General features: G+C 58.7%; 14 protein-coding genes and 1 tRNA gene. 8 read left to right on the top strand and 7 right to left on the bottom strand.

Annotation, left to right across the window (positions count from 1 at the left end):
* Window positions 1-49: 49 nt before the first annotated feature.
* On the bottom strand, window positions 50-4,792 hold the full coding sequence (locus tag HY011_12445) for a GAF domain-containing protein (GenBank protein MBI3423740.1): 4,743 nt from the start codon (window positions 4,790-4,792) through the stop codon (window positions 50-52).
* A 174-nt stretch (window positions 4,793-4,966) separates the two neighbouring features.
* Window positions 4,967-6,208, bottom strand: a complete 1,242-nt coding sequence (locus HY011_12450) for a TIM barrel protein (protein ID MBI3423741.1) — start codon at window positions 6,206-6,208, stop codon at window positions 4,967-4,969.
* A 291-nt stretch (window positions 6,209-6,499) separates the two neighbouring features.
* On the opposite strand from HY011_12450, the gene HY011_12455 reads away from it, so the two are divergent.
* Window positions 6,500-7,468, top strand: coding sequence for an RluA family pseudouridine synthase (locus HY011_12455; GenBank protein MBI3423742.1), 969 nt, complete (start codon window positions 6,500-6,502; stop codon window positions 7,466-7,468).
* Here the strand turns inward: HY011_12455 and HY011_12460 are convergent, their stop codons facing one another.
* On the bottom strand, window positions 7,469-8,107 hold the full coding sequence (locus tag HY011_12460; protein MBI3423743.1) for a hypothetical protein: 639 nt from the start codon (window positions 8,105-8,107) through the stop codon (window positions 7,469-7,471).
* A gap of 225 nt (window positions 8,108-8,332) precedes the next feature.
* Here HY011_12460 and HY011_12465 point away from each other — a divergent pair, with 225 nt between their 5' ends.
* On the top strand, window positions 8,333-9,415 hold the full coding sequence (locus tag HY011_12465) for a sugar kinase (protein ID MBI3423744.1): 1,083 nt from the start codon (window positions 8,333-8,335) through the stop codon (window positions 9,413-9,415).
* A 25-nt stretch (window positions 9,416-9,440) separates the two neighbouring features.
* On the opposite strand, the gene HY011_12470 is transcribed toward HY011_12465, so the two are convergent.
* Window positions 9,441-9,719, bottom strand: coding sequence for a DUF2442 domain-containing protein (locus tag HY011_12470; protein ID MBI3423745.1), 279 nt, complete (start codon window positions 9,717-9,719; stop codon window positions 9,441-9,443).
* A 17-nt stretch (window positions 9,720-9,736) separates the two neighbouring features.
* Entirely contained in the window at window positions 9,737-9,997 is a 261-nt protein-coding gene (locus HY011_12475) for a DUF4160 domain-containing protein (GenBank protein MBI3423746.1), read from the bottom strand.
* Between the two features lie 174 nt (window positions 9,998-10,171).
* Here HY011_12475 and HY011_12480 point away from each other — a divergent pair, with 174 nt between their 5' ends.
* The 6 genes from HY011_12480 to avd all read left to right on the top strand — a co-directional run bounded on the left by HY011_12480 (window position 10,172) and on the right by avd (window position 18,413).
* On the top strand, window positions 10,172-13,015 hold the full coding sequence (locus HY011_12480; GenBank protein ID MBI3423747.1) for a bifunctional transaldolase/phosoglucose isomerase: 2,844 nt from the start codon (window positions 10,172-10,174) through the stop codon (window positions 13,013-13,015).
* Between the two features lie 44 nt (window positions 13,016-13,059).
* On the top strand, window positions 13,060-13,869 hold the full coding sequence (locus HY011_12485; protein ID MBI3423748.1) for an HAD family phosphatase: 810 nt from the start codon (window positions 13,060-13,062) through the stop codon (window positions 13,867-13,869).
* Window positions 13,870-14,670 (top strand): 6-phosphogluconolactonase, encoded by an 801-nt coding sequence (pgl, locus tag HY011_12490; protein ID MBI3423749.1) that lies wholly within the window; start codon window positions 13,870-13,872, stop codon window positions 14,668-14,670.
* Window positions 14,671-14,765: 95 nt separating this feature from the next.
* Window positions 14,766-17,060 carry a VWA domain-containing protein gene (locus tag HY011_12495; GenBank protein MBI3423750.1) on the top strand — a complete coding sequence of 765 codons (2,295 nt, stop codon included), beginning with the start codon at window positions 14,766-14,768 and terminating at the stop codon, window positions 17,058-17,060.
* A 542-nt stretch (window positions 17,061-17,602) separates the two neighbouring features.
* Window positions 17,603-17,677 (top strand) — tRNA-Gly (locus HY011_12500).
* Between the two features lie 394 nt (window positions 17,678-18,071).
* Complete coding sequence (avd, locus tag HY011_12505; GenBank protein MBI3423751.1) at window positions 18,072-18,413, top strand: diversity-generating retroelement protein Avd; 342 nt, start codon at window positions 18,072-18,074, stop codon at window positions 18,411-18,413.
* A gap of 666 nt (window positions 18,414-19,079) precedes the next feature.
* On the opposite strand, the gene HY011_12510 is transcribed toward avd, so the two are convergent.
* On the bottom strand, window positions 19,080-21,920 hold the full coding sequence (locus tag HY011_12510; protein ID MBI3423752.1) for an SUMF1/EgtB/PvdO family nonheme iron enzyme: 2,841 nt from the start codon (window positions 21,918-21,920) through the stop codon (window positions 19,080-19,082).
* Between the two features lie 573 nt (window positions 21,921-22,493).
* Window positions 22,494-23,501, bottom strand: a complete 1,008-nt coding sequence (gap, locus tag HY011_12515) for a type I glyceraldehyde-3-phosphate dehydrogenase (GenBank protein ID MBI3423753.1) — start codon at window positions 23,499-23,501, stop codon at window positions 22,494-22,496.
* Between the last annotated feature and the right edge of the window lie 144 nt (window positions 23,502-23,645).

Genomic DNA, 23,645 nt, shown 5'->3' on the forward strand with positions numbered 1-23,645 from the left:
TGCTCACGCGCGCGGTACCGCACCAGAGTTGAGCGGCAGCGATGTCGTTCTAACGCATAATGCCGAGCTTTTGCATGCGGGATTGCAAGGTCGTGCGTTTGAGGCCGAGCCGGGCCGCCGCGCCGTTGGGGCCGCCGATGACCCAGTTGGTTTCATTCAACGCGCGCAGGATGTGTTCGCGTTCGGCAGATTCCAACGTCGGCAGCGCCGCCGCGCTGACCGGTTCGTCGGTTTTCAATTCCGCCAGCGAGACTTCCAGATCAGAGCCATGCGTCAGAATCACGGCGCGTTCGATGAAATGTTCCAACTCGCGCACGTTGCCGGGCCAGTGATAGGCGGTCAGCGCGGCCATCGCTTCGGACGGAATCGCGGTGATCGGCTTTTTCAACCGGCGCGCGTACTTTTGCGTGAAGAAGCGCGTCAGCGCCGGGATGTCTTCGCGGCGTTGGCGGAGCGGCGGAATGGTGATGGGGAAGACGTTGAGCCGGTAATACAGATCGCTGCGGTATTTTCGCTCGGCCACCATTTGTTCCAAATCGCAGTTGGTGGCGGCGATCAGGCGCACGTCTACGCGCTGGGTGCGCGTGCTGCCCAGGCGTTCGAATTCCTGCTCCTGCAATACGCGCAGCAGTTTGGATTGCAGTTCGAGCGGGATGTCGCCGACTTCATCCAGCAGGAGCGTGCCGTGGTTGGCCAATTCAAAACGCCCGATGCGTTGCGCGATGGCGCCGGTGAACGCGCCTTTCTCGTGGCCGAAGAGTTCGCTTTCGAGCAAGCCGGTCGGAATCGCAGCGCAATTGATTTTGACCAGCGTGCGTTCGCGCCGCGTGCTGAGATGGTGAATCGCGCGGGCGATGAGCTCTTTGCCGGTGCCGGTTTCGCCGCGAATCAAGACGGTGGAATCGGTGGGCGCGACGGTTTCGACCTGTTTGAGGATGCGCCGGAACATCTGACTATCGCCGACCAACTCTTCAAAGTTGTTTTGCGTGCGGATTTCATCTTCCAGGTAAAGCTTCTCGCTGGTCAGTTTGTTCTTGAGCGCTTCGATTTCACGAAAAGCCAGCGCGTTTTCGACCGCCAGCGCGACTTGATTGGCGACCTGGCAAAGCAGTTCTTTTTCATCTTCGTTGAGATTGGCTTCAGGATAACTGGCAACCGCGAGTGTGCCGAGCTTACGGCCGTGCGCGATCAATGGGACGACGCCGCCAGACTTGAGACCGGCGGCGCGGAAGCGTTTGCTGAAATCCGACTGAAAGCGTCCCTCGTCAATCCGGTCGTGGAAGATCGGTTGCCCCGTGGTGAAGGCCGATCCGCTGAGCGAGCTTTCGAGCGGAATCAGCGTCCCCTCTTCAATCGCAAACTGCTGGTCGAGCGAATCGTAGGCGTAGGCCCGCAACTGCTTGGTGTCGGGATCGTAAAGCGCCAACCCCACCACGTCGTGTCGCGAGAGGCGGCGCAGCGAGGCCGAAATGACTTGGAGCAGGCTGCGCAGATCAAGCTGCGCCACCATCGCGTTGTTGATTTCGAGCAGCAGTTGCCGGCGCTGTGATTGCCGCTTGGCTTCTTCCTCGGCTTGGCGGACGCGTTCGTAGTTGAGGGCGTTTTCGACGGCAATCGCGATTTGTCCGGCAATCTGCATGAGCAATTCGCCATCGGCCTGCGTGAAGGCGTTCTCCGTTTTGCTCGCAATCGTCATCGCGCCGATCACACGGTTCTGCCGCAACAGCGGCACTGAACAACTCGACCGCAAGCCCTGTTCGACCGAACGCTGGACGATGTCCGAAGAAAACCGCCGCGCACCTTCGGCCCCTAGAATCACCACTTGCTTGGAGGTCACGGCCAACCCGGCAGGTGTGCTGTCGAGCGGCACCAGCATTCCTTCCTCAAGAAAGCTCAGGCCCGCGACACGTTCCAGCGCATAGGCGCGTAACTCATTTTTTTGTTCGTCATAAAGGCCCATGACGGCGAAATCGTGCCGGAAAAGGCCGCGCAAACTTTCAGAGACGGCGCGAAAGAGGGCAGACAAATCAAGCGCCGAGGCGGTGGCGTTGTTTACTCTGAGCAGCAATTGCACGCGGTCGGATTGGCGATTTGCTTGCTCTTCGGCTACCCCCGCGCGCTCGAAATTCAACGCATTCTCGACGGCAATCGCGATCTGGTTGGCGATGTGGCAGAGCAATTCCTGGTCGGCTGCTGAAAAGGCGTCTTCGTGGAAGCTGCCGACGCCGAGAAAGCCGAGTTTCTTGTCGTGTGCAATCAGCGGCACCACACCGCCCGACCGGATGCCCGCCTCCATCAAACGCCGGTCGAATTCGGAAGTGAGAAATTCAGGGTCATACTTATTGAGAAACACCGGGCGACCGGAATGAAACGCCAGTCCGCCCACCGTGCCTTCGAGCGGCATCAACATGCCTTCCGGGATGGGCGGCAGGTTGTCGGGCAGGTCGAACAGATAAGCGCGGAACTGGTTGGTTGCGGTGTCATACAGGGAAATGCCCGTGACGTCGTGGTGCAGGACTTCGCGCAACCGAGTCGCCGTGACGCGGGCGAGCGCGCGCAGGTCGAGTTGGGTGACGACCGTATTGTTGATTTCCAGCATCAACCGCTCGCGTTCGAGTTGGCGCGTTACTTCCTGTTCAGCTTTGCGCGCGCGTTCGTAATTGAGCGCGTTCTCGACGGCAATGGCGACTTGCTCGGCAAGCTGCGTGAGCAATTCAACCACGTCATCGGGAAAAACGTCTTCCTGAAAACTTGCCAAACCCAACACGCCAAGTTTGTGCCCGCGCATGATCAGCGGCACACAACCCCCCGATCTTGTTCCTGCTGCCAGCAGCCGTTGATTGAAATCCGAGATGACTTGGTTCTCGCGCGGGCGATTGAAGAAAACGGGTTGCCCGGTGGTGAAGGCCAAGCCGCCAATACTGCCTGCCAAGGGAATGGGCGTTCCCGTTGCAAATGCCTGCATCGTGTCGGGCAGATCGTAAAAGTAGGCGCGCAAGCAATCGGCCTCGGCGTCGTAGAGCGAAACGCCCACCACATCCAGCCGCAACACTTCGCGCAGACAGGCGGAAATGGCGCGCACCAGTTCGCGCAAGTCGAGTTGGGTGACGACGGCGTTATTGATTGCCAGCATCAGCCGCTCGCGCTCCAATTGCCGTTTCACTTCCTGCTCAGCCTTGCGGGCACGCTCGAAATTCAGCGCATTGTCCACCGCAATCGCCACTTGATTGGCGACCTGGATCAACAGCTCTTTATCATCCGCCGAGAAGGCATTTGCGCGTTTGCTGGCGAAGCCCAGCACGCCCAGCTTGCGCCCTTGGGCGATGAGCGGAATGCTGCCGCCGGATTGATACCCGCGTTCATAAATCTGTTTGACCAGCGCGGCGGGAAATCTGACCAGGTCGGGTTCGTCCATGAACACCGGTTGCCCAGTCGTGAAAGCCAATCCACTGGGGCTGCCTTCGAGCGGCAAGGCGACGCCTTCTTCGCGAAACGGATGGCCCGCCGGGTAGTCTGCCGCAAAGATGCGCAACTCGCCGCTGGCCTGATCGAAGAGGCCGACGCCGACGCTGTCGGTGTCCAGCACCTCACAGAGATTCGCTGAGACGACGTGCAGGAGTTCTTTCAGCTCAAGCTGCGACACGACGGCGTTGGTGATTTTCAGCATCAGCCGCAAATGTTCCAGCTTGCGGGCCAATTCCTGTTCGGCTTGGCGGGTGCGCTCGTAGTTGAGCGAATTCTCGACCGCGATGGCGATTTGCCCGGCAATTTGCGCGAGTAACTCGACCTGCTGGGCGCTGAAATGCTCATCCTGCAAACTCATCAGCGACAGCACGCCCAGCGCCCGGTCGTGCGAAAGCAAGGGCAGGCTGCAACCGGATTGAACGCCCTCGGCGCGCAAATGTTGGATCAGCGGCGTGGGCCCGAATTGGTCGAGCATCTGCCGCGTGACCAGCACCGGTTGACGGGTTCTGAAAGCGAGTCCCGACGGCGTGCCTTCCATTGCGAAAGACACGCCGCCGCCCGTCAACGCGCGCTCCGGCAACTCCAGCGCGTGCGCCCGCAATTGATCGCTGGCCGGGTCGTAAACCAGCACCGCGGCAAAATCGTGCTGCGTGACGCGGCGCAGACAGGGCGAAATGATTTGCAAGAGTTCGCGCAAATCCAGCGTGGAGACAACGGCGTTGTTGATTTCCAGCAGCAGTTGCAATTCTTCCGAACGGCGTTTGGCTTCGGCTTCAGCTTGGCGCGCGTGCTCGAAATTCAAGGTATTGTCCACCGCCACGGCCACCAGCTTGCCGACCTGTTGCAGGAAGGCTTGTTGCTCTTCGTTGTAAGCGTTGGCGCGGCGGCTGCCAAATCCCAACACGCCCAGGCGACGGCCCGCCGAGGTCAGCGGCACGGCATAGGCGGTTTGAATTCCGTAAGCGCGCACCTCGGCGACGATTTTGGGATAGCGGGCTTCCAGTTGCGCCAGATCGTTCATCAACAGCGGTTGCTGGTTTTGCCAAACCCAACCGGCGGGAGCTTCCTCAAGCGGCATTTCGGGGATGACATCCGTTTGTGGCAAGACTGCCGAAGCCAGACTGTGCAGCCGCATTACCTGACGCGCTTCGTCATACAGTAAGACGTTGATGCCGTCGGCTTCGACGACGTGCTGTAAGCGCGCGGCCAAATCTTTCAAGAGGGAAGACACGTCTTGATGCGCCGTAATGGCATCGGCGATTTCCAGCAAGACGCGGTATTGCTGGGGCAGGGTCTCAGCGCTTGAAGAGCGGGAATCAGCGCGCATATCGAGTACTGCTTGTTATAGGGTTGTAGGAAGGAAGACAGAGATTACGGAACAGACGGAAATAACGGAACAGACGGAATGGGAACTGGCTTTAGCCGGCTTCTGTTTGTTCCGTTATTTCCGTCTGTTCCGTAATCTCGTTTTGTCTTTGCCTTGCATGAATTCAACTTCTGTTTACGACCGATAGGCTTGCCGCCCGACGCCTTGCACCGGGATGCCTTGCGCGGCGAGCACTTCGTTTTGCAGCGCGAACATGCAGGCCGCCGCCTCATCAATCTTGCGCGTGAAGGCAATCGAACCTTGTAGGATCGGTTTGAGCAAGTCCTTGTCTTGAATGCGCGCCTTTGGATATTCGTGTTCGACGATCAGGAAGGTGTTCGCCACATCCAGTTGCAACAATTCGCGCGCGGCCAACTGATGATCCAGCCAATCCACCGTGCGATTTTGCAGATAGGCCAGCGGGTCATGTTTCGCCGTGCCGGGCAACTCGTGTTCGCACAAGACGACCTGCTTCTTCCAGGCGTTCAGCAAATCCGCCGGATTCGACGAAGGGACGCCGTTGACCATATCGCCGCGCTGCACCGTCTGACCGCCGTAGCCCCACGCGCTGACGCCTTTGACATCGGTCACCTGGCCTTTGACATGGAAGCCGCCGATCAGGAAGTTGTAGCCTTCGTCTTTGAGGTACTGAAAAATCGAGCGCGTGTCCTGGCCCATCAAAATCGCGTGCGACGGGTCGTAGTGAATGCGGAAGACATCCCCGACACCGTGCTTCTCACAAATCTGATGCAGCGCGATCCAGGTGCCCGGCGTGTAGGCGATGTTGTTATGCCAATTGTCGCCCGGCACCCAGCCCGGCATCGGGCACTGTTCGTTGCGGTATTGCAGGCCGCGCTCTTTGGCGTATTGCAGCAGCGGGATGAAGTGCTCTTCAAAATCAATCAGGTTGGCGTCCATGTTCAACTGCTGATTGCGACCGACAAAACCGCAGACGGCTTCGGCGCCCAGCAACACGGCTGCATCCATCGAACGTCTCATGAAGTCGTGTTTGGATTTTCGGGTGGCCGGATCGTGGTGGAGCATATTGTCGAAATAACCGACATCCGAAATGCCGACGTGATTCGCGTCTAAACAAGCGCGCACACGTTTGGCGCGGCTTTCATCGAACGGTTGCCGCAGATCAAGCGTGTTCGCCACTGGATCGAGCATCGCTTCGGGCGGAATGTCGGTTTGGTCGGGATGGACGGCGGCGGAAAGCTGGATGTACTGCACGCCGAGTTCGCGGGCGAATGCGACCCATTCCTCGATGGCGAGATCGGGGTCGGGGTCGCGCTTTTCGCGCGGCGTGAGTTCTTGCAAGGCGGCGGTCAAGACGCCGACTTTCATGAATTTCGGGTCAAATGCTGCGACGGACATGGGCAGAAGCTCCTTCGGATGTGTTGCCAAATTACTGAAAACGAGTTGAATGAATTGCACGATGACCGTGTGCAGAAGGGAAGTTAGGTCATCGCGGCGCAGTGTGCCCGACGCCTTTTGGGGTGTCAAGGTTTGGTATAACCAGCGCATAGCAAGACGGTACCGCGCGCGTGAGCAAGCGGCGATTTGGGAGGGATACCGCTAGCGCAAGGATGACGCACCGCTTGCTCACGCGCGCGGTACCGCCCCAACGTTTTCTATTTCAGACTTGGACACTTAGAATCGCACGCAATGAGCAAAACAACTTGGCAAGTTAAAGAAGCAGAAACCGGCACGCGGCTGGATAAATGGCTGGCGGCGGCGGAACGCCTCAACTCGCGTTCGCGCGCGTTGGCGGCACTGGAAAAAGGGCAGGTCTTCGTCAACGAGGCCGAGCAGTCGGCGGGCGAGGCCGGGCGGCGCTTGCAGCCCGGCGAAACGGTGCGTCTCTGGCTGGATCGTCCGGGCAGCGCGGCGCGGCGCAATTACGCGGGCAGCGGTAAACGCATCGCCGATCTGCATCTGATTTATGAAGACCCGACCTTGCTGGTCGTCAACAAACCGGCGGGGTTGTTGTCGGTACCGTTACCCGCCAAGCCGGATGAGCCTTCGTTATTGGACAAAGTCACGACACACTTACGTGGCCAGGGTTTGAATCGCGCCTTCATCGTGCACCGCATTGACCGCGATACTTCGGGGCTGGTCGTGTTTACGAAAAGCTTCGCGGCGCAGCAGCAACTCAAACACCAATTCGAGCGGCACGAGCCGGAGCGTATCTATTACGCTTTTGTTTACGGCCAGCCACAACCAGACAAAGGGATGTGGCGCGATGAATTGGTTTGGGATCAGGAAGAGTTGAGGCAGAAGGTGGCGAGTGGCCCCGCTAGCAGTAAGCAGGCGGAAAAGCAGGAAGCCGAATGCCAGTATCGTGTGCTGGAAAAATACGCCGAGGCCGCGTTGGTCGAGGTCAGTCTGATCACCGGCAAGCGCAACCAGATTCGCATCCAAGCCGGTTTGCGCGGCCATCCGCTAATTGGCGAGCGCCAGTACGTCTATCAGCACAAACCCGCCGTCAAGCTCGAATTCCCGCGCCAGGCCCTGCACGCGCTGCGGCTGAGTTTTCGCCATCCGCAAGATGGCCGTAAAGTGAAGTTTGAAGCGTCGCTGCCAGCGGACTTGCAAGGCTTGCAACAGCGCTTGCAAGCCAGCCGCGCTGCTTGATCAATAGCCGCCGCGCAGTTTCAACTTACTCAGGATTTGCTGGGCCGCGTCACGCGCCGCCCATTCGATTTGCACTTGCTCGCGGGTCGCGCCGATGGGCGGTTGAGGCATGCCATTTGGTTGCACGGGCATGCCCATGCCAAAGGCGACCTGTTTGCCCGTCTTCGGTTCAAAGACGGTGTAACGCAATTCCAAGCCGTTTGAGGACATGCCCATGCGATCAACTTGCAGTTCAAACAGCACGACATAGACATTGTCGTTATTCTTGGCCACATCCATCGCGTCTTTACGATTCTTGTTACCGCCGGCATCACTGGCTTGCAAGCCGCGCACTTCGCGTTTCAGTTCGTGCGCACAGGCGGCGCGCGCCGTGTCGCTGAAGTAGGACGGGATGCCGATGTCGCCCATGTCCGACATCACTTGAATGCGGGTTTTCAGTTCTTCCGCCTTGGGTTTGTCGCCGTCCTCGGGCGCAACGGTTGATTCGGCCACGGTGCGCGTTTCGGGTTGGTTGACGCCTTGCACGGGTGGCAGCGGATCGGCCTTTTTCTGTTTGCGGCCGGACTGGGCCGACGCCGTGCCGACGAGCAGCAGCAAACAAAAACAGGCGGCAAAAACGAATTGCAGGTGGCGGCGCATAGTTGCTCTCCTTAATTGCAATGGTTGCGGATGTTGATCAGAAGCAGGCGGCGGGATGTTAGTACGATTGCGGCGCGGGCACAATCGGCCCTGACAATCGGCGCAGCATTCGTGACAAGCGCGGGCGTGTTCATTACAATCCGCCGCTTGCTGGGTCGTATCGGTTACGCAGAAATCTGTGACGACTGCTTTTCGTTTCAACCAATCTACTTTCAGGAGAACACTGTGCAAACTGGTTTGAATATTCGTGCTCAAGGCGCGCTTGATCTGGTTTCGCTGGGGGCGCTGATTCATCGGCTCGATCCGGGGATCATCCCCTTCCGCAAAGCCACAACCTGCCAGATTCATGTCAGCGGGGGCGAATTCAACGTGGCGGCCAACTTGGCCGATTGTTTTGGGCTGAAAACCGGCATCGCTTCGGCAATGGTGGATTACCCGATTGGCGAATTGATTGCTGAGCGCGTGAAGGCGATGGGCGTCAAGCCCTTTTACAAACGCTTCGCGCACGATGGCGTGATGGGGCCGAATATGGCGACGGTTTATAGCGACCGGGGTTACGGCGTGCGCGCGCCGGTGGTCTTTTATAACCGCTGCAATGAAGCGGCGGCGCAGCTCAAGCCGGGCGATTTCGATTGGGACAAAATCTTTGCGGGCGGCGTGCGCTGGTTTCACAGCGGCGGCATCTTTGCGGCGCTGTCTGAAACGACTGCCGAGTTGATTATCGAAGGCATGAAAGCGGCCAAAGCGGCGGGCGCGGTGACTTCCTTCGATCTGAACTTCCGCGAAAAGCTCTGGAAGATTTCGGGCGGGCAGGATCGCGCTGTTTCCGTCATCGGGCGCATTGTCGAAAACGTGGATGTGCTGGTCGGCAATGAAGAGGATTTGCAAAAAGGTTTGGGCATCGCGGGGCCGGAAGTTGCCGCGACCTCTAAACTCGACCCGAGCGCGTTCTTTGGCATGATTGATCGCGTCGTTGAGAAGCATCCGCACATCAAAGTCGTCGCCACGACCTTGCGCGAAGTCCATTCAACCAGCCGTCACAGTTGGGGCGCGGTGGCCTGGGTCAACGGGCAGGCGCATATTTCGATGACTTGCGATCTGGATGTCTGCGACCGCGTCGGGGGTGGCGATGGCTTTGCCGCCGGATTCTTCTATGGTTTGTTGACGGGCGAATCGCCCGAAGAAGCGTTGAAACTGGGCTGGGCACACGGGGCGTTGCTGACGACCTTCCCCGGCGACACCACGATGGCGACGGTGGAGCAGGTGCGGGCTTTTGCGCAAGGTGGTTCGGCACGAATCCAACGTTAGTCGGGTGCCGCGCACCGGGTCGCAATCAAGCAGTCGCCGCTTCTTCGGCCCAGGCTGGTGTGAGGCCGTAATACAAAACATCCGGGTCAATATCCGCGCCGTTTTCCCAGCCGATGGTGCTGCCGCTAATTTTGACGGTGCGGAAAACGGCAATGTCATTGCGAATCGGCGCAAAGATCGGGCCCCGCAAATACGGCTCCAGGTTTATTTCTTTTTGTACACCGTTCTGAAATGTGAGGCGCACGTTGAACGCCGTGAGTGGCTCAACGGCTTGCACGCGCATCAGTGGGCCTAAATGTTCCATAGTTTGCCAGATTCCTTTCAGTCAAGCGGTGCGATTTGGGAAAGCTGTTGCTGTTGCCGTGCGAGTTGCCAGTTTTGGCGCAATTCGGCGCGGTGTTGTACTGCCCATTCCACGACCATCGCTTGCGCGCGCCGTGGTAAACCGCCACGCAGTACAGCAAGAGTGTCTATCTCGAAGATCACCTCGTATTCGCCATACTCGGCGTGAAAATGCGGCGGTTGGTGGTCATTGTAGTACATATAAATCACGATGCCGAAAAACTGGCTGATGCGAGGCATACTCCCTCCTGAAATTCAATTGTGTGACTTTTGGGTGGTGGTTTACCCGCTGGGGAGGGGTAAATGAATTTTCCTCTTCCCGCATTGGTTTTGCTGCTTGACGGTGTAAGATTGGGCCATCGTCCAAGAAACTCTCGGACATAACTTTATGGCTAATTGTTTTTAGGAGCAAGCATGAATCCGTTAGTGGAATTGCAAAAGCTGGGACAAAGCATCTGGTACGACAACATCCGCCGCGCCATGCTCGACAATGGCGAACTAGCCGGCAAGATTGCCGAGGATGATCTGCGCGGGATGACTTCCAATCCGACGATTTTTGAGAAGGCTATCGCGGGCAGCACCGATTACAACGAAGGTTTCCGCAAACTGCTTGCCGACAATCAAGGCGTGCAGGAAATTTACGAAGGCCTTGCCATCGAAGACATTCAACGCGCCGCCGATCTCTTCAAACCCGTTTACGACCGTACCGACAAAGTGGATGGCTATGTCAGCTTCGAGGTCTCGCCGCTGCTGGCGCACGACACCGAAGGCACGATTGCCGAAGCCAAGCGACTGTGGGCTGCGTTGGGCCGTCCGAATGTGATGATCAAGATTCCCGCCACGCCCGCCGGCCTGCCTGCGATTCGCGCCGTCATCGGGGCCGGCATCAACGTCAACGTGACGATGATCTTCGCGCTCGAAAATTATGCCGAGGTTGCCGAAGCCTATATTTTAGGCTTGGAAGATCGCGCCGCCGCCGGAGAGCCGGTCACGGGCATCGCTTCGGTCGCCAGCGTCTTTGTCAGCCGCATTGATAGCGCCGTGGACAGCCAACTGGAATTTCGCATCCGGCGTTCAACGGACGAAAGCGAAAAGAAAACCTTGACCGACCTGCTCGGCAAAATTGGGATTGCGAACACCAGGCTGATTTACCAACGCTTCAAAGACATCTTCCACGGCGACCGCTTTGCCGTCTTGAAGGCTCAGGGCGCGCGCGTGCAACGGCCTTTGTGGGCGAGCACGGGCACCAAAAATCCGCAGTATCGCGATGTGCTTTACGTCGAAGCCTTCATCGGGCCGGAAACGGTCAACACGGTGCCGCCCGCGACTTACACGGCCTTCCGCGATCACGGGCAAGTGGCGCTGACGCTGGAAACACAACTGGAGGAATCAAAGGCCATCGTCGCCAAGCTGGCGGAGACCGGCATTGATCTGACGCAGGTCACGCAGCAATTGCAGGATGATGGCGTCAAGGCGTTTGCCGATTCGTTCGAGAGCCTGATGTCGAGCATCACCTCGAAACGCGCGACGCTGACCAGCGGCTTGAGCGAACGCATGACCGCCAGCCTGGGCGTACACGCCAGCGCCGTGACCGACGCCGTCAAGCGGGCCGAGAAAGAGCAATGGGTGCGCAAGATTTGGCGCAAGGATGCCGCTTTGTGGAAGAGCGATGAAACGCATCAGAAGATCATTAAGCAGGCGCTCGGCTGGGTCACGGTGCCGGATTTGCTGGCCGACAATGTGGATGAACTCGCCGCCTTCAGTGCGCGCATCCGCAATGACGGTTTCAAACACGTGCTGCTGCTCGGCATGGGCGGCAGCAGTCTCTGCCCCGAAGTCTTTCGCCGCACTTTCGGCAAACAGCCGGGCTTCCCCGAAATTCACGTGCTCGACAGCACCGACCCGGCGACTGTGGCGGCCTTTGAGGCACGGGTTGAGTTGGAGAAGACGCTGTTTGTCGTAGCGAGCAAATCGGGTTCAACGATTGAGCCGCTGATGTTTTACAAATACTTCATCAGCCGGTTGCGTGAATTGAAAGGCGACAAAGCGGGCGAGAATTTTGTGGCGATCACCGATCCGGGCACGCTGATGCAAAGCATGGCGCAGGGCGATGGCTTCCGCCGCATTTTCCTGAATCCGGCAGACATTGGCGGGCGTTATTCGGCGCTTTCGTATTTCGGAATGGTGCCCGCGGCGTTGCAGGGCTTCGATTGCAAAACCTTGATCGAACGCGCTGAACGCGCGATGCACGCCTGTGCGCCGCCGGTACCCGCCACAGACAATCCGGCGGTGCGTTTGGGCGCGGCTTTGGGTGTGTTGGCGTTGGCCGGGCGGGATAAGTTGACGCTGACGACTGACGCCAGGATTGCTTCGCTGGGCTTGTGGATTGAACAACTCGTCGCCGAAAGCACGGGCAAAGATGGGAAAGGCATCGTGCCCGTCGCGGGCGAGCCGTTGGCCGGGCCGGAGTTGTACGGACAGGATCGCGTCTTTGTGCATCTCAGCATTGGCCCAGTTGAGGCTGAAACGGAAAACAAGCTGGCGGCGCTGGCGGCGGCGGGGCATCCGGTGATTCGCCGCACGCTGACCGATGTGCTCGATTTGGGCGAAGAGTTTTATGTCTGGGAGATGGCGACAGCGATTGCCGGCGCGGTGCTGGAGATCAATCCGTTCGATCAGCCGAACGTGCAGGAGAGCAAGGACAACACCAAGGCGTTGCTAGAAGAGTTCAAACAGAATGGCAAGCTGAGTGAACAACTGCTGGCAGCGACGGGCGCGGGGCTAAACGTTTACGCTGATGCTGCAACGATTGAAGCCCTCGGCGCTGGGAAGACAGCCGAAGACTTCATCACGGCGCATCTCAAACGCGTAGGCGCGAGCGATTACGTTGCGCTGCTCGCCTACATTCAAGAGACCAGTGAACACGAGGCCGCACTGCAAGCGATCCGCACGCAATTGCGTAAGGCCTGGCATGTTGCCGCCACCACGGGGTATGGCCCGCGCTTCCTGCATTCGACGGGGCAGTTGCACAAGGGCGGCGGAGATCAAGGCGTGTTTATTCAAATCACTGCGAGTACGCAGGCGGATGTGCCCTTGCCGGGAGAACTATTCAGCTTTGGCGTGTTGAAACAGGCGCAGGCCCTGGGCGACTTTCAAGCGCTGGCCGCGCGCAATCGGCGCGCGCTCCGCATAGATTTAGGTGACGACATCGCGGGCGGGTTACAAGCCTTGTGGCAGATCGTGCAAGGCCTGAAGTGAAGCGGACGACCTGGCGTAAGTTTCTTGGAGAAGAGTAGGGTGATATGGAAAAACCCAGTATTGATCTAATCGTCTCGGACATAGATGGCACGCTCATCACGTCAGATCACGTCATCACGCCCGCCACCAAGCGGATGGCGTTGGAACTGCGCATGAGTGGCATCCATCTGTGCCTGGCGAGTTCACGCCCACCGCGCAGCATCAAGCCGATAGCGCAGGAGTTGGGTTTGCGCGCACCCTTTGCCGCCTTTAACGGCGCGCTGATTCAATTGCCCGACGATCAAGTCATGGCCGGCAGCGTCATTCCGCCCAACGTGACGCAACGCATCCGGGGGATGGCGATGCTCTTGGGGCTGGATGTGTGGCTTTACGATCAGAAGGATTGGTACGTCAATATGCGCACGCCTTTTGTGGATCGTGAAGCGCAGACGGCCGGTTTCATGGCGCGCACGGATGTTTACATGCAGCAGCTCAAACGCGACAACGTCAAACTGACGGTCGTGGGCACGCCGGATGTCGTCTTGAAAGCACAGGAACGCATTCGTGGCGAAATGGGAACGATGGTGTCGGCTTCGCGCTCGAAACCGCGCTTTCTGGATGTGACCGCCCACGGTTGGGACAAAGCGGCGTTGGTGAAACGGATGGGCACGTTGTTGAACGTGACGCCGGAACATATCGCCGCGATAGGCGACGGCCCCAATGACGTCGGTCTCTTTCGTCAGGCCATCATGAGCATTGCCATGGGGCAGGCCGTGGACAACATCAAACAACAAGCCATCCACGTGACAGCCTCGAATGACGAGGATGGTTGGGCACGTGGGATCGAGCAGTTCATTCTCAGGAGAAAACGTTAAATGGCTACGAGGTTGCTAAATCTGCCCCAGGCCAATGTGCGGGCATACGTGGATGCGGAAGAACTGGCGTTAAAGGCCGCGCATTATTTTGCGCGGCTGGCCGATCAATATGTGATCGGCGACGGCCTGTTCACCGTGGCGCTGTCGGGCGGCTCGACGCCGCAGGCGATGTTCAAGCTGTTGGCGCAGGAGCCGTTTTATTCGACCGTGCCCTGGTCAGAGATTCATTTCTTCTGGGCCGATGAACGCTGTGTGCCGCCGGATCATGCGGACAGTAACTATCGCGCGGCCTATGAACTGTTGCTGTCGAAAGTGCCGGTCAAGCCGGAAAACATCCAGCGCTTTAACAGCGAAGACGCCGAACCCGCGCGCGCCGCAGAGCTTTATTGCCTGCAATTGCAGAAATTTTTCTCTGCCGGGCTGGCGGCGAACCGCACGATCACCGCGCCGATCGCGGCGTTCCCGCGCTTCGATCTGGTGTTGCTGGGGATGGGGGCGGACGGGCATACCGCTTCGTTGTTTCCGGACACGGTGGCTCTCAAGGCGCAAGACCAAATTGCCGTCGCCAATTATGTCCCGCAACTCGCTGCGCGCCGCCTGACCTTGACGGTCGGGTCTATCAACAACGCCCGCAATGTGACCTTTCTGGTCAGCGGCAAGGAAAAGGCCGAGACCTTGCGCCAAGTGCTGACTGGCCCGCCGCGCCCTGACGCCTTGCCCAGTCAACTGATCAAACCTGCCAATGGAACGCTGCTCTGGTTGGTGGATGAAGCGGCGGTGAGCGGTATGGGCAGGTTTTGAAGCTCCTTGCGTGTGACAGTCTGAAATCGGTTTGAACCTGATGCCCGGGGCGTTTGTGCATACGCCCTGCTTTACTCTTTCTGGAGGGACAAGCCATGACTCGCTGGTTTTTGCTGCTCGGCCTGGCGTTAATCGCGCCGCTGTCTCTGCCTGCTCCGCGCGCGGCGCAACAGCCTGCTCCCCAAGTGAAACCCACACCCGCGCCCAAGCCTGGCGCATCACCCCAGACAACACCGCAAACGACCGAGCAAGACAACGTCGTCCGCATCTCGACCCAACTCGTGCAGATTGACGCCGTCGTGACCGACCGCAAGGGCAATCACCTAGACGATCTGCAAGAGGAAGAGTTTGAATTGCTGGTGGATGGTAAGAAACAGCCGCTTACCTATTTCTCGCTCACTAAACTCAAACGCGAAGCGGCTCCCGCCGCCTCTTCCAAAGATGCCAACGCGCCAAAAAATGCCGCGCCCACGACCATGCCCACGCGCAATTTGGAACCGGAGCGAGTGGCGCGCACGATTGCCTTTGTAGTGGATGACCTGGGCCTCTCGTTTGAAAGTACGGCCTACACGCGCGACGCGCTGAAAAAATTTGTCAGCCAGCAAATGCAGGACGGCGATCTGGTCGGCATCATCCGCACCGGGCGCGGCCTTGGTGCATTGCAGCAATTCACCAGCGACAAACGCATCCTGTATGCGGCCATAGACAAACTCACCTGGAATCCGATCAGCCGCGACATGATCCCGCGCTTTGGCGTCAACGATCCCGGCGCGTCGGCGGGCGAAGATGAAGATTCTCGCCAAGCGCGCCAGGACGCGCAAAATCGCTTCAATGAATTCCGTGACACGGTGTTTTCGGTCGGCACGCTGGGTGCGATCAATTTCGTCGTGCGCGGCTTGCGCGAATTGCCGGGGCGCAAAATGGTGGTGCTGGTTTCCGATGGCTTTCAACTTTTTGGACGCGACCGCGACAATACGCAGGTGCTCGACAATGTGCGCCGGCTGGTAGACCTCGCCAATCGTTCCAGCGTCGTGATCTATGCGCTCGATGCCAAAGGGCTGTTGCCGCTGGGCATGACCGCCGCCGACGACGTGAGCCAGATGTCGCAGCAACAGATCAACGAACGCTATTCCCAGCAATCCCAGGCGCTGGCCGATTCGCAAGAAGGGCTGACCTACGTGGCGCGCGAAACCGGCGGCTTTGCCATGCTCAACAACAACGATCTGAGCTTTGGCATCAAGCAGGTGCTGAAAGACAACGAGAGTTATTACCTGTTGGGCTTCGATCCCGAAGACAGCAGTTTCGACCGCAAGTTTCATGCGCTCAAAGTGCGCGTGACCCGCTCCGGCGTGCAAGTGCGCTCGCGTTCGGGCTTTCTGGGCATTGCGGATTCAGCGCCGCGCCCGCAGCCCAAAACCCGCGATGAGCAGATTCTGGCGACGCTCTATTCGCCCTTTGGCGCACGCGATTTGTCGTTGCAGATGACCTCGTTTTTTTTCAATGTCGAGCAACCATCAACGCCGGCAGCCACGGCTGCCGCGCCGTCGCCCAATGCCGCCGCGCCTAAGACGCAACCCAAGACTGCAAATGACAAAGACAACAAAATGCCGCCCGGCACGCTCTCGTTTGTGCGCTCGTTCTTCCACATTGACGCCGACAAGCTGACGTTCACCGATCTGCCGGACAACAAGAAGGAACTCAAGCTGGAATTGGTCGCCTTCGCGTTTAACGAAGAAGGCGTCGTGGTGGATCAACATGGGCGCTCGTTCGCCGTCACGCTGGACGCAGCCCGCTATCAAAAAGTGCTGGAGCGCGGCTTCTTTTATGTGGCTGACATCCCCATCAAAAAGCCCGGCGCCTATCAGTTTCGCGCCATCCTGCGCGACCCCAACAGCAGCAAAGTCGGCTCTGCCGGACAATTCCTGCAAATCCCGGATTTGAAAAAGAACCGCCTGGCCATGTCCGGCCTGGTCTTGACCGGCGAAACTCTCCCACCCGCCGGACAACCGGCCACGCCGCCGGCCACCTCGCAGGAAAGCGCGGTCAAGAATGTGGATTGGGAAGCGTCGGTGGCCTTGCGCCGCTTTCCCCGCAACGTGCGCCTGATTTATGGCTTTTTCGCCTACAACGCGACGCTCAACGCCGCCAAACAACCTGACCTCTTGCTGCAAGTGGAACTCTTTCAAGACGGCAAACGGGTTTTTCAAGGACAGCCGCGCCCGCTGGAATACAACGACAAATCCCAGCTGAAACGCCTGGATTGCGTAGGGCAACTCGGCCTGACCGGCTTCAGCCCCGGCGAATACATGTTGCACGTAATTGTCACGGATAAGCTGGCCAAACAGAAATTTGCGCAAGCCGATCAGTGGATGGATTTCAGCGTGCGTTAAGGCGGCTGGGTGTGCGTCAAATTTTTGCGAGCAGGTAAACGGACGCTTCGGCGCAAGTAACGCAACCCGCCGAGGTTGCGCGCTGTCGCAGCTACTGCCAGGGCTTCACTTGTGACGCCGTGCAACCTCAGCAGCATTCATTTCTACACAAGTCTACCGGCTCCGAGAAAAGCCCTGAAAGGGCGTAATTCAATAGCCGTGGGCAACGCCCACGGAACGGTTCGGGGAGAATTTTCGGCCCTGCCGGGGCCGCATTCGACGTCGAGTCCGGCCCCTTCAGGGCCGTAGAACCTGCTGACGGCCTACCGTGGGCGTTGCCCACGGCTATTGAATGCTGCCCTTTCAGGGCAAAGACACAGAGCGTCAGACTTGTGTAGAAACGAATGCTCAGCAGGTTGCGCTACGCCAGCGCGAGTCACACGTTGCTCCAAAAACATCCTTACGCAAAATTTTGACGGACACCTTAAGCGGCGGCGTGTATTGCCAGTGCCAAAACTCTATGCTACTTTACGCCCGCTTTTGACAACCAAGTTGCAAACCGAGCGGGGGTAATTCAGTGGTAGAATGCCAGCTTCCCAAGCTGGACGTCGCGGGTTCGAGTCCCGTCCCCCGCTCCAATTCTTTTCAGCCGCAATTCAACATTCTCTTTTCAATCCGCTGGAACTTCAGACCGATTCCAACTGCTTCGCTAACGTGAGGACGTCGTGTTCATCAGGCCGCAATGGCACGTGCCAGCAGTTTTCTCCCCCATCGCCGCGCCGTTGCGGCCTTGCTGTTTCTCTTGAATGTTTGCTGTCGTCCGCCATTGGAAAACGAGCCCACAGCTTGCTTGGGTTAGATCGAGTTTCATTTGCCTGTACAGGTGGGTGCGGAGCGCGGGTACGGTACCGCGCGCGTGAGCAAGCGGTGCGTCAAGTCGGGCGGATTGGTTCGTTACCCGAACCGCCGCTTGCTCACGCGCGCGGTACCGTCCCGCCGCGCGTTTTTTCTAGTGAAAACTGAGCTTTGACGATGTCCAATGAAATGACGATTTTGACGCGCGCTTTTGATTTGCTGGCTTGGCTCGTGCCGCGCACCGAGAAGTTCCCGAAGCTGTACCGCCAGACCGTGACCGCGCGCTTGCTCGACGCCGCGCTCGATTTTCAAGAGGCGCTCTTTGACGCGCTCAGCCAGAGCGGCACGACGCGCCAGCGGCATTTGCGCGCCGCCGATGCCCATCTGAACAAGCTGCGCCTTTACTTGCGGCTGGCCCATCAGTGGCGCTGGTTGAATGACGGTCAATATCACCACGTCAGCGAAATGGTCGCCGAAGTGGGCCGCTTGCTGGGCGGCTGGTTGAAGACGCAGGTTTAACCTGGTCGTATGCGCCCGACGGTGTTTTGCGCCTGTGCGGACGGGATTCGGCTGCGCCTTCTTTTAACTCTCCGCCGCGGCTGGCAAAGCGTACTCGGCCAGCAATACTGGAAGCCGGCACGCTCTGATTGAGGCGGCGGCGCGCACTGACGCCCGTGCGCCAGGCCCTTGAAGAGGGACGAAAGGAGTGGGACACATCACCGCCAGCCGAAAATCGGTATTGTTGTTACGGTTGCCCGGCGAGTTGTTGTTACGATTGACGGCGCGCGCATTGTCATGGTTGTTGATCCACGAACCGCCCCGCAGGTGCGTCACAGCGAACCCCGCAACTTGCGTTGCGCGGGCATCATTTGTCATCCAGCCCAAAGGTGTCAAAAAGCAAAAATTTTTGTAATTACTCAGCCCCAAAGGGGCGCAATATGATAGCCCGGTGCAACGCATTGGGTAACTACGCGGATAGTCGCCAAGCCCCAACGGGGCGCAATACTTATTTCGCCCCGTTGGGGCTTGCAGGATTTGGCGGTTTTTTCCCAGGGCGTTGCCCTGGGCTTCAAGATGTCGCCCCGTTGGGGCTGAGCAGTTACAAATTTTTTTCCTGCGCCCAAAGCGGCGCAGGGGGCTGGTGCATACGCACCTGCGCTTCGCGCACCGCCCCAGGAACAGTGTTCAGGAAGAAGAAGGGGGACGCACTACCACGACCCGAAAACCGGCATAGCCGTCGCGGACGCCGGGACGAAAGATGCCGCGGCACACAGAGCGCGCGTTGTCAACATTGTAGATCCACGAGCCGCCCCGCAGGACACGATCGTTATTCGTCTCGAGGTTTTCGTTCCACGCCTTTTCCTGCGGCTTTTCGTAATCGCTCAAACACCATTCCCAAACGTTGCCGCTCATTTCCTCTACGCCGTATGGCGATGTGCCATTGGGGAAAATACCTACGGCGCTGGTCTGGCCGATGCCTGTTTCGCGCACATTGCCTTTGGCCGCGTCGAACTTACCCGCGTAAGGATAGAGCCGCCCCTCAGTACCGCGCGCCGCCTTCTCCCATTCAAACTCGGTCGGCAAGCGCACCTTCCATTCATCAATCTTCTGCAAGTCGTAGCCGCCGCCCCAACGCCACGAGAGCCAGCGGCAAAAGGCGATGGCCTCGTACCAATTCACCGTATCGCGCGGGTGATTGTCGAATTTGAAAGACTGTTCGCGTGGCTGGCGGTCATCCTCATTCGCCGCCAAGCCCTCCCACCAACGCGGGTCGCCGTAGCCGTTGTCTTCGGCAAAGCAGCGGAACTGTGCATAGGTGATCGGATAGCGGCTGATCCAAAAGGCGGGCAGTTCGAGCTTGCGCGACTTGGCAGGGGCGTACCATTCGGCATCGTCAGCTTGCTTCTCTGCGCCGTACTGAAACGCGCCGCCGGGAATCTTGATCCAGGTAATGTTCGGCAAGCCATCGCTGGTTACGCCTACGCCCGGGCGATTGTCCAAGCGGATTATTTGCCCCAAAGCGCGCCCGATGGCGGCGCGGGCTTGCGGTTCAGGTTCAAGCTCGGGCTTATCCAGCCGTTTCAGCCATTTGTCCCGCAACCGTGCGCGCGTGGCCTCAGGCGTATGTGCGCCGCTACGCACAATGCATTGCGCGGCGATCTCAGGTTGCGCGTCGGCCAGCCACTCCAGCACCAGTGTGCAATCGTCGCTGTAAAGCCCGGCCAGCAGGATGGCGGCCTCTTCCCAATTCGTGCGCTGCCACCAACGGTCGGGTAGCCAAATGTCGGCGGCGTGCAAGTGCCCGGCATTGAGTTTGAAGTCCATGTACTTGGCGGCGAAGTATTCCTGCAACAGTTGATGGCTGAAACGCACTTCGTCGGCGACGTTGAGCAGGCTGGCGCAGCCAGCCAGATACAACAATCGTTCGTTCAACAGCTTTACGACTTCAGGTCGAGGTAGCACCGTGAGCGCCTCGCCCGCCTGGTTTTGGGCGCGTGGCGTTTGCATGGCAAAAGCCACGTGCGACAGACCGGCCATCAGCGGCTCTTGTTCGTCCGCCGGGATGCGTTCGCGTTGCAACAAGATTTCGACGAAGAGCCGGAACAACTCGCCGCGATAGTCGGGCAGCTTGCCATCCTGCTCTGCGAAGACGCTCGCCAGCATCAGCAGCATGTATGGATTGCGCGCCAAGACCATCAGGCTGGAAGGCTGCTCGCGCAGCCGCAGCCAGTCTTGCCAGATTGAATTGTCATCCTCGCCACGCCAGTCACGGCCCCAGCGCAAACCGGATGGCAGTTGATTTGCGATCCAAAACACGCGCCCCGGCTCACTCAGCTTCCCCGCGAATTCTTCGGTGAAACGTGCAAGTTGTTGGCGCGCGCCCTCACCGGCCAGCCTCCAAAACAACGCCTCGCCCTGTTCGTCGCCCAGATAGTGTTTGACGAATTCCTGCATGCGCAACGGATCGAGCGGCGTGATGTTGATGCGGTCGAACTTAAGGTCAATGGTGTAATCCAGCGCGCGGCACGACACCACAGCCAGCAACGATGGATGCGCTTCGATGAAGCGTTGCGCCAGCGGGTATTTCTGCGCGTGCTGTCCAGCGGGCAATTCGTTCAAGCCATCCAGCAACAACGCCGCGCGTTTTGCTTTGAGCAAGTCATCCAGATGCGCGCCCAATTCACCCAACTGTGCGGTGATAAACGCGGGCAGCGACTGCTCGGCGTCCGTCCAACGGCCCAAACGAATCAGCAGGGGCAGCGGGGCCTTCGCATCCTGCCGCGCGCGTTCAACCAACTCGGCGGCCAGCTTCCACAACGTCGTGGTCTTGCCTGCGCCCGGTTCACCAAGCAACACGGCGCGGCGCAGCTTTTGGATTTCTGCAACGGCGTTTTCAAAACGGCGCGGTTCAGCCAGCGCGTGCGCGTCTTTGCCTAGGCGCAGCGGCAGCAATTCAAACACGGCGCGCATCTCGGCGGGGCGGACCTGTTGTTGCGACGCGCCGCCAAGCGGCGTGTATTTGTCGGTGTTGATGAGCTCTTCGAGCGCCAGCCGATCCAGGTAAGCCAGTTCGGCGGTGCGTTGCGCGGCAAGCGACGTGGGAAGCGCGGCGGCAGGCAACGCGCGCAATAATTCGGCAAAGCCCACCTCGTAAGCGCGGCCCGCGAAATTGACGCTTTGATAATCGCTCAGGCGAAAGAGGTCATCGGGCGCGACGGGTTTGAACAAACAGGGAATGATGCGTTTACTTTTCGTTTCGGCAAGCCAGATTTCGCGCTGCACCCAGCGGCTGCGCAAGGCTTCGGGCGTCACCACCACGAGCAAGGCATCGGCCCGGTTGATGCCCGCGACAATCTCGGCGATCCATTCATCGCCGCCTTTGATGGCGATGGTGTCAATCCAACTGGCATGCCCGGCTTGCGCCAGATCGGCGATCAGGCGTTGGGCGAATTCTGTTCCCGTTTCGCGTTGATAGCTGACGAACACGCTCGTGCGGCGTTCTTGATTGAGTGAAGTCTGGCTCATCGGAATTTGCGATCAACAGCACTGGCAATGTCGTCGGGGCGTTTGGCGTGCGCGCCTGACTGTCTGGCTGCACACGGGCAGGCAATCTAAACTGCAATGTGGCGCAAGGCAAGCCTGGGTACGCACCGCTGCCAGCATGCACAGGGTTTTTGCAAAGTCCTCAAAACATCCGCCAATGACCTTTGACTGACTCCCGATTCCTGACTCCTGATGCCTGGCAAATTGAAAATCAGCCGGTATTTGCAGTTTGTCAGGAATCAGGAACCGGGAATCAGGCGTCAGTCAAACCGTTCGAGCGCTCTCGCTAGCGACTTTGCAAAAGCCCTGTGCATGCTGGCAGCCGTGCGTACCCAGGTGGTCAAAAAGCGGGTAGTGGCTCAAAGAGGAGAGGTCTTGCCGCAGACGAACGCTGAAAAACGCGGCTCAAACCTGTTAGCCATTCAATTGATCTGCGTTAGTCTGCGTTGATCTGCGGCCTGGCTCTCTCCCCATTGACCCACTACCAAAAAGAGAAAGACACGCAAGCTCTGATCGAACCTGCGTGTCTTTCCCCATAAAAAACTGCCTGTGTGCTTACAGCCCCTGCGCGGCGATGTATTTGATCAAATCCACCACGCGGCAGGAATAGCCCCATTCGTTGTCATACCACGACAGCACTTTGACCATGTTGCCGCCGATGACCTTGGTGTTCTCGGCGTCCACGATGGATGAGTTGGGGTTCTTCTTGAAATCCGAAGAGACCAGCGGCGCTTCTTCAAATTGCAGGATGCCTTTGAGCGGGCCGTTGGCGGCGGCTTTGAGCACGGCGTTGACCTCGGCGGTCGTGGTTGCCTTTTCGACTTCCATCACCACGTCAACCAGCGAGACGTTGGGCGTCGGCACGCGCACGGCGATGCCGTCAAATTTGCCTTTGAGTTCGGGCAAGACCAGCGAGACGGCTTTGGCGGCGCCGGTCGAGGTCGGAATCATCGAGAGTGCCCCGGCACGCGCGCGGCGCAAATCCTTGTGCGGGAAATCAAGGATGACCTGATCGTTGGTGTACGAGTGAATCGTCGTCATCAATGCTTTCTTGATCGCAAAGTTTTCGTGAATCACCTTGGCGACCGGGGCCAGGCAATTGGTCGTGCACGAAGCGTTCGAGATGACGTGATGGCTGGCCGGATCATAGGCCTTTTCGTTGACGCCCAGGACGATGGTGATGTCTTCGTTTTTGGCGGGCGCGCTGATAATGACCTTCTTGACTGGGCCACGCAGGTGGGCTTTGGCTTTTTCTTTGTCGGTGAAATGGCCGGTGGATTCGATGACGATCTCGGCGCCGACCTCTTCCCACGGAATCAACGCGGGATCGCGTTGCGCAAAGACGCGGAAGCGGTCGCCATTGACGGTGATCGAATCGGCGTCAGAAGTGATCTCGTGATCAAGATTGCCCAGGATCGAATCGTACTTGAGCAGATGCGCCAGCGTTTTGGTGTCGGTCAGATCGTTGACCGCGACGAAATCAATGTCTTTACTTCCCAGCGTCGCGCGCAAGACGTTGCGCCCGATACGGCCAAAGCCGTTAATGCCTACTTTGATACCCATTGCCTCTCCTTTGTGAGTCTACAGAATTTGCGATTGAGCGTGTGTGCCTCTAACGAGCGGATCAAGCAGCGTGCTTGAAACTGCGGAAGTTAGCGTAGCGTTTCTGAGCGTGTCAAGAATGCCAAGCATTACCCCTGTGTGTCG

It is taken from the genome of Acidobacteriota bacterium, assembly GCA_016196035.1.
In the GTDB taxonomy this organism is placed as follows: Bacteria; Acidobacteriota; Blastocatellia; order RBC074; family RBC074; genus JACPYM01.

Coding starts and splice junctions, on each gene's coding strand:
- HY011_12445 (MBI3423740.1), bottom strand. CDS start 4,792: ATGCGCGCTGATTCCCGCTCTTCAAGCGCTGAGACCCTGCCCCAGCAA.
- HY011_12450 (MBI3423741.1), bottom strand. CDS start 6,208: ATGTCCGTCGCAGCATTTGACCCGAAATTCATGAAAGTCGGCGTCTTG.
- HY011_12455 (MBI3423742.1), top strand. CDS start 6,500: ATGAGCAAAACAACTTGGCAAGTTAAAGAAGCAGAAACCGGCACGCGG.
- HY011_12460 (MBI3423743.1), bottom strand. CDS start 8,107: ATGCGCCGCCACCTGCAATTCGTTTTTGCCGCCTGTTTTTGTTTGCTG.
- HY011_12470 (MBI3423745.1), bottom strand. CDS start 9,719: ATGGAACATTTAGGCCCACTGATGCGCGTGCAAGCCGTTGAGCCACTC.
- HY011_12475 (MBI3423746.1), bottom strand. CDS start 9,997: ATGCCTCGCATCAGCCAGTTTTTCGGCATCGTGATTTATATGTACTAC.
- HY011_12480 (MBI3423747.1), top strand. CDS start 10,172: ATGAATCCGTTAGTGGAATTGCAAAAGCTGGGACAAAGCATCTGGTAC.
- HY011_12485 (MBI3423748.1), top strand. CDS start 13,060: ATGGAAAAACCCAGTATTGATCTAATCGTCTCGGACATAGATGGCACG.
- pgl (MBI3423749.1), top strand. CDS start 13,870: ATGGCTACGAGGTTGCTAAATCTGCCCCAGGCCAATGTGCGGGCATAC.
- HY011_12495 (MBI3423750.1), top strand. CDS start 14,766: ATGACTCGCTGGTTTTTGCTGCTCGGCCTGGCGTTAATCGCGCCGCTG.
- avd (MBI3423751.1), top strand. CDS start 18,072: ATGTCCAATGAAATGACGATTTTGACGCGCGCTTTTGATTTGCTGGCT.
- HY011_12510 (MBI3423752.1), bottom strand. CDS start 21,920: ATGAGCCAGACTTCACTCAATCAAGAACGCCGCACGAGCGTGTTCGTC.
- gap (MBI3423753.1), bottom strand. CDS start 23,501: ATGGGTATCAAAGTAGGCATTAACGGCTTTGGCCGTATCGGGCGCAAC.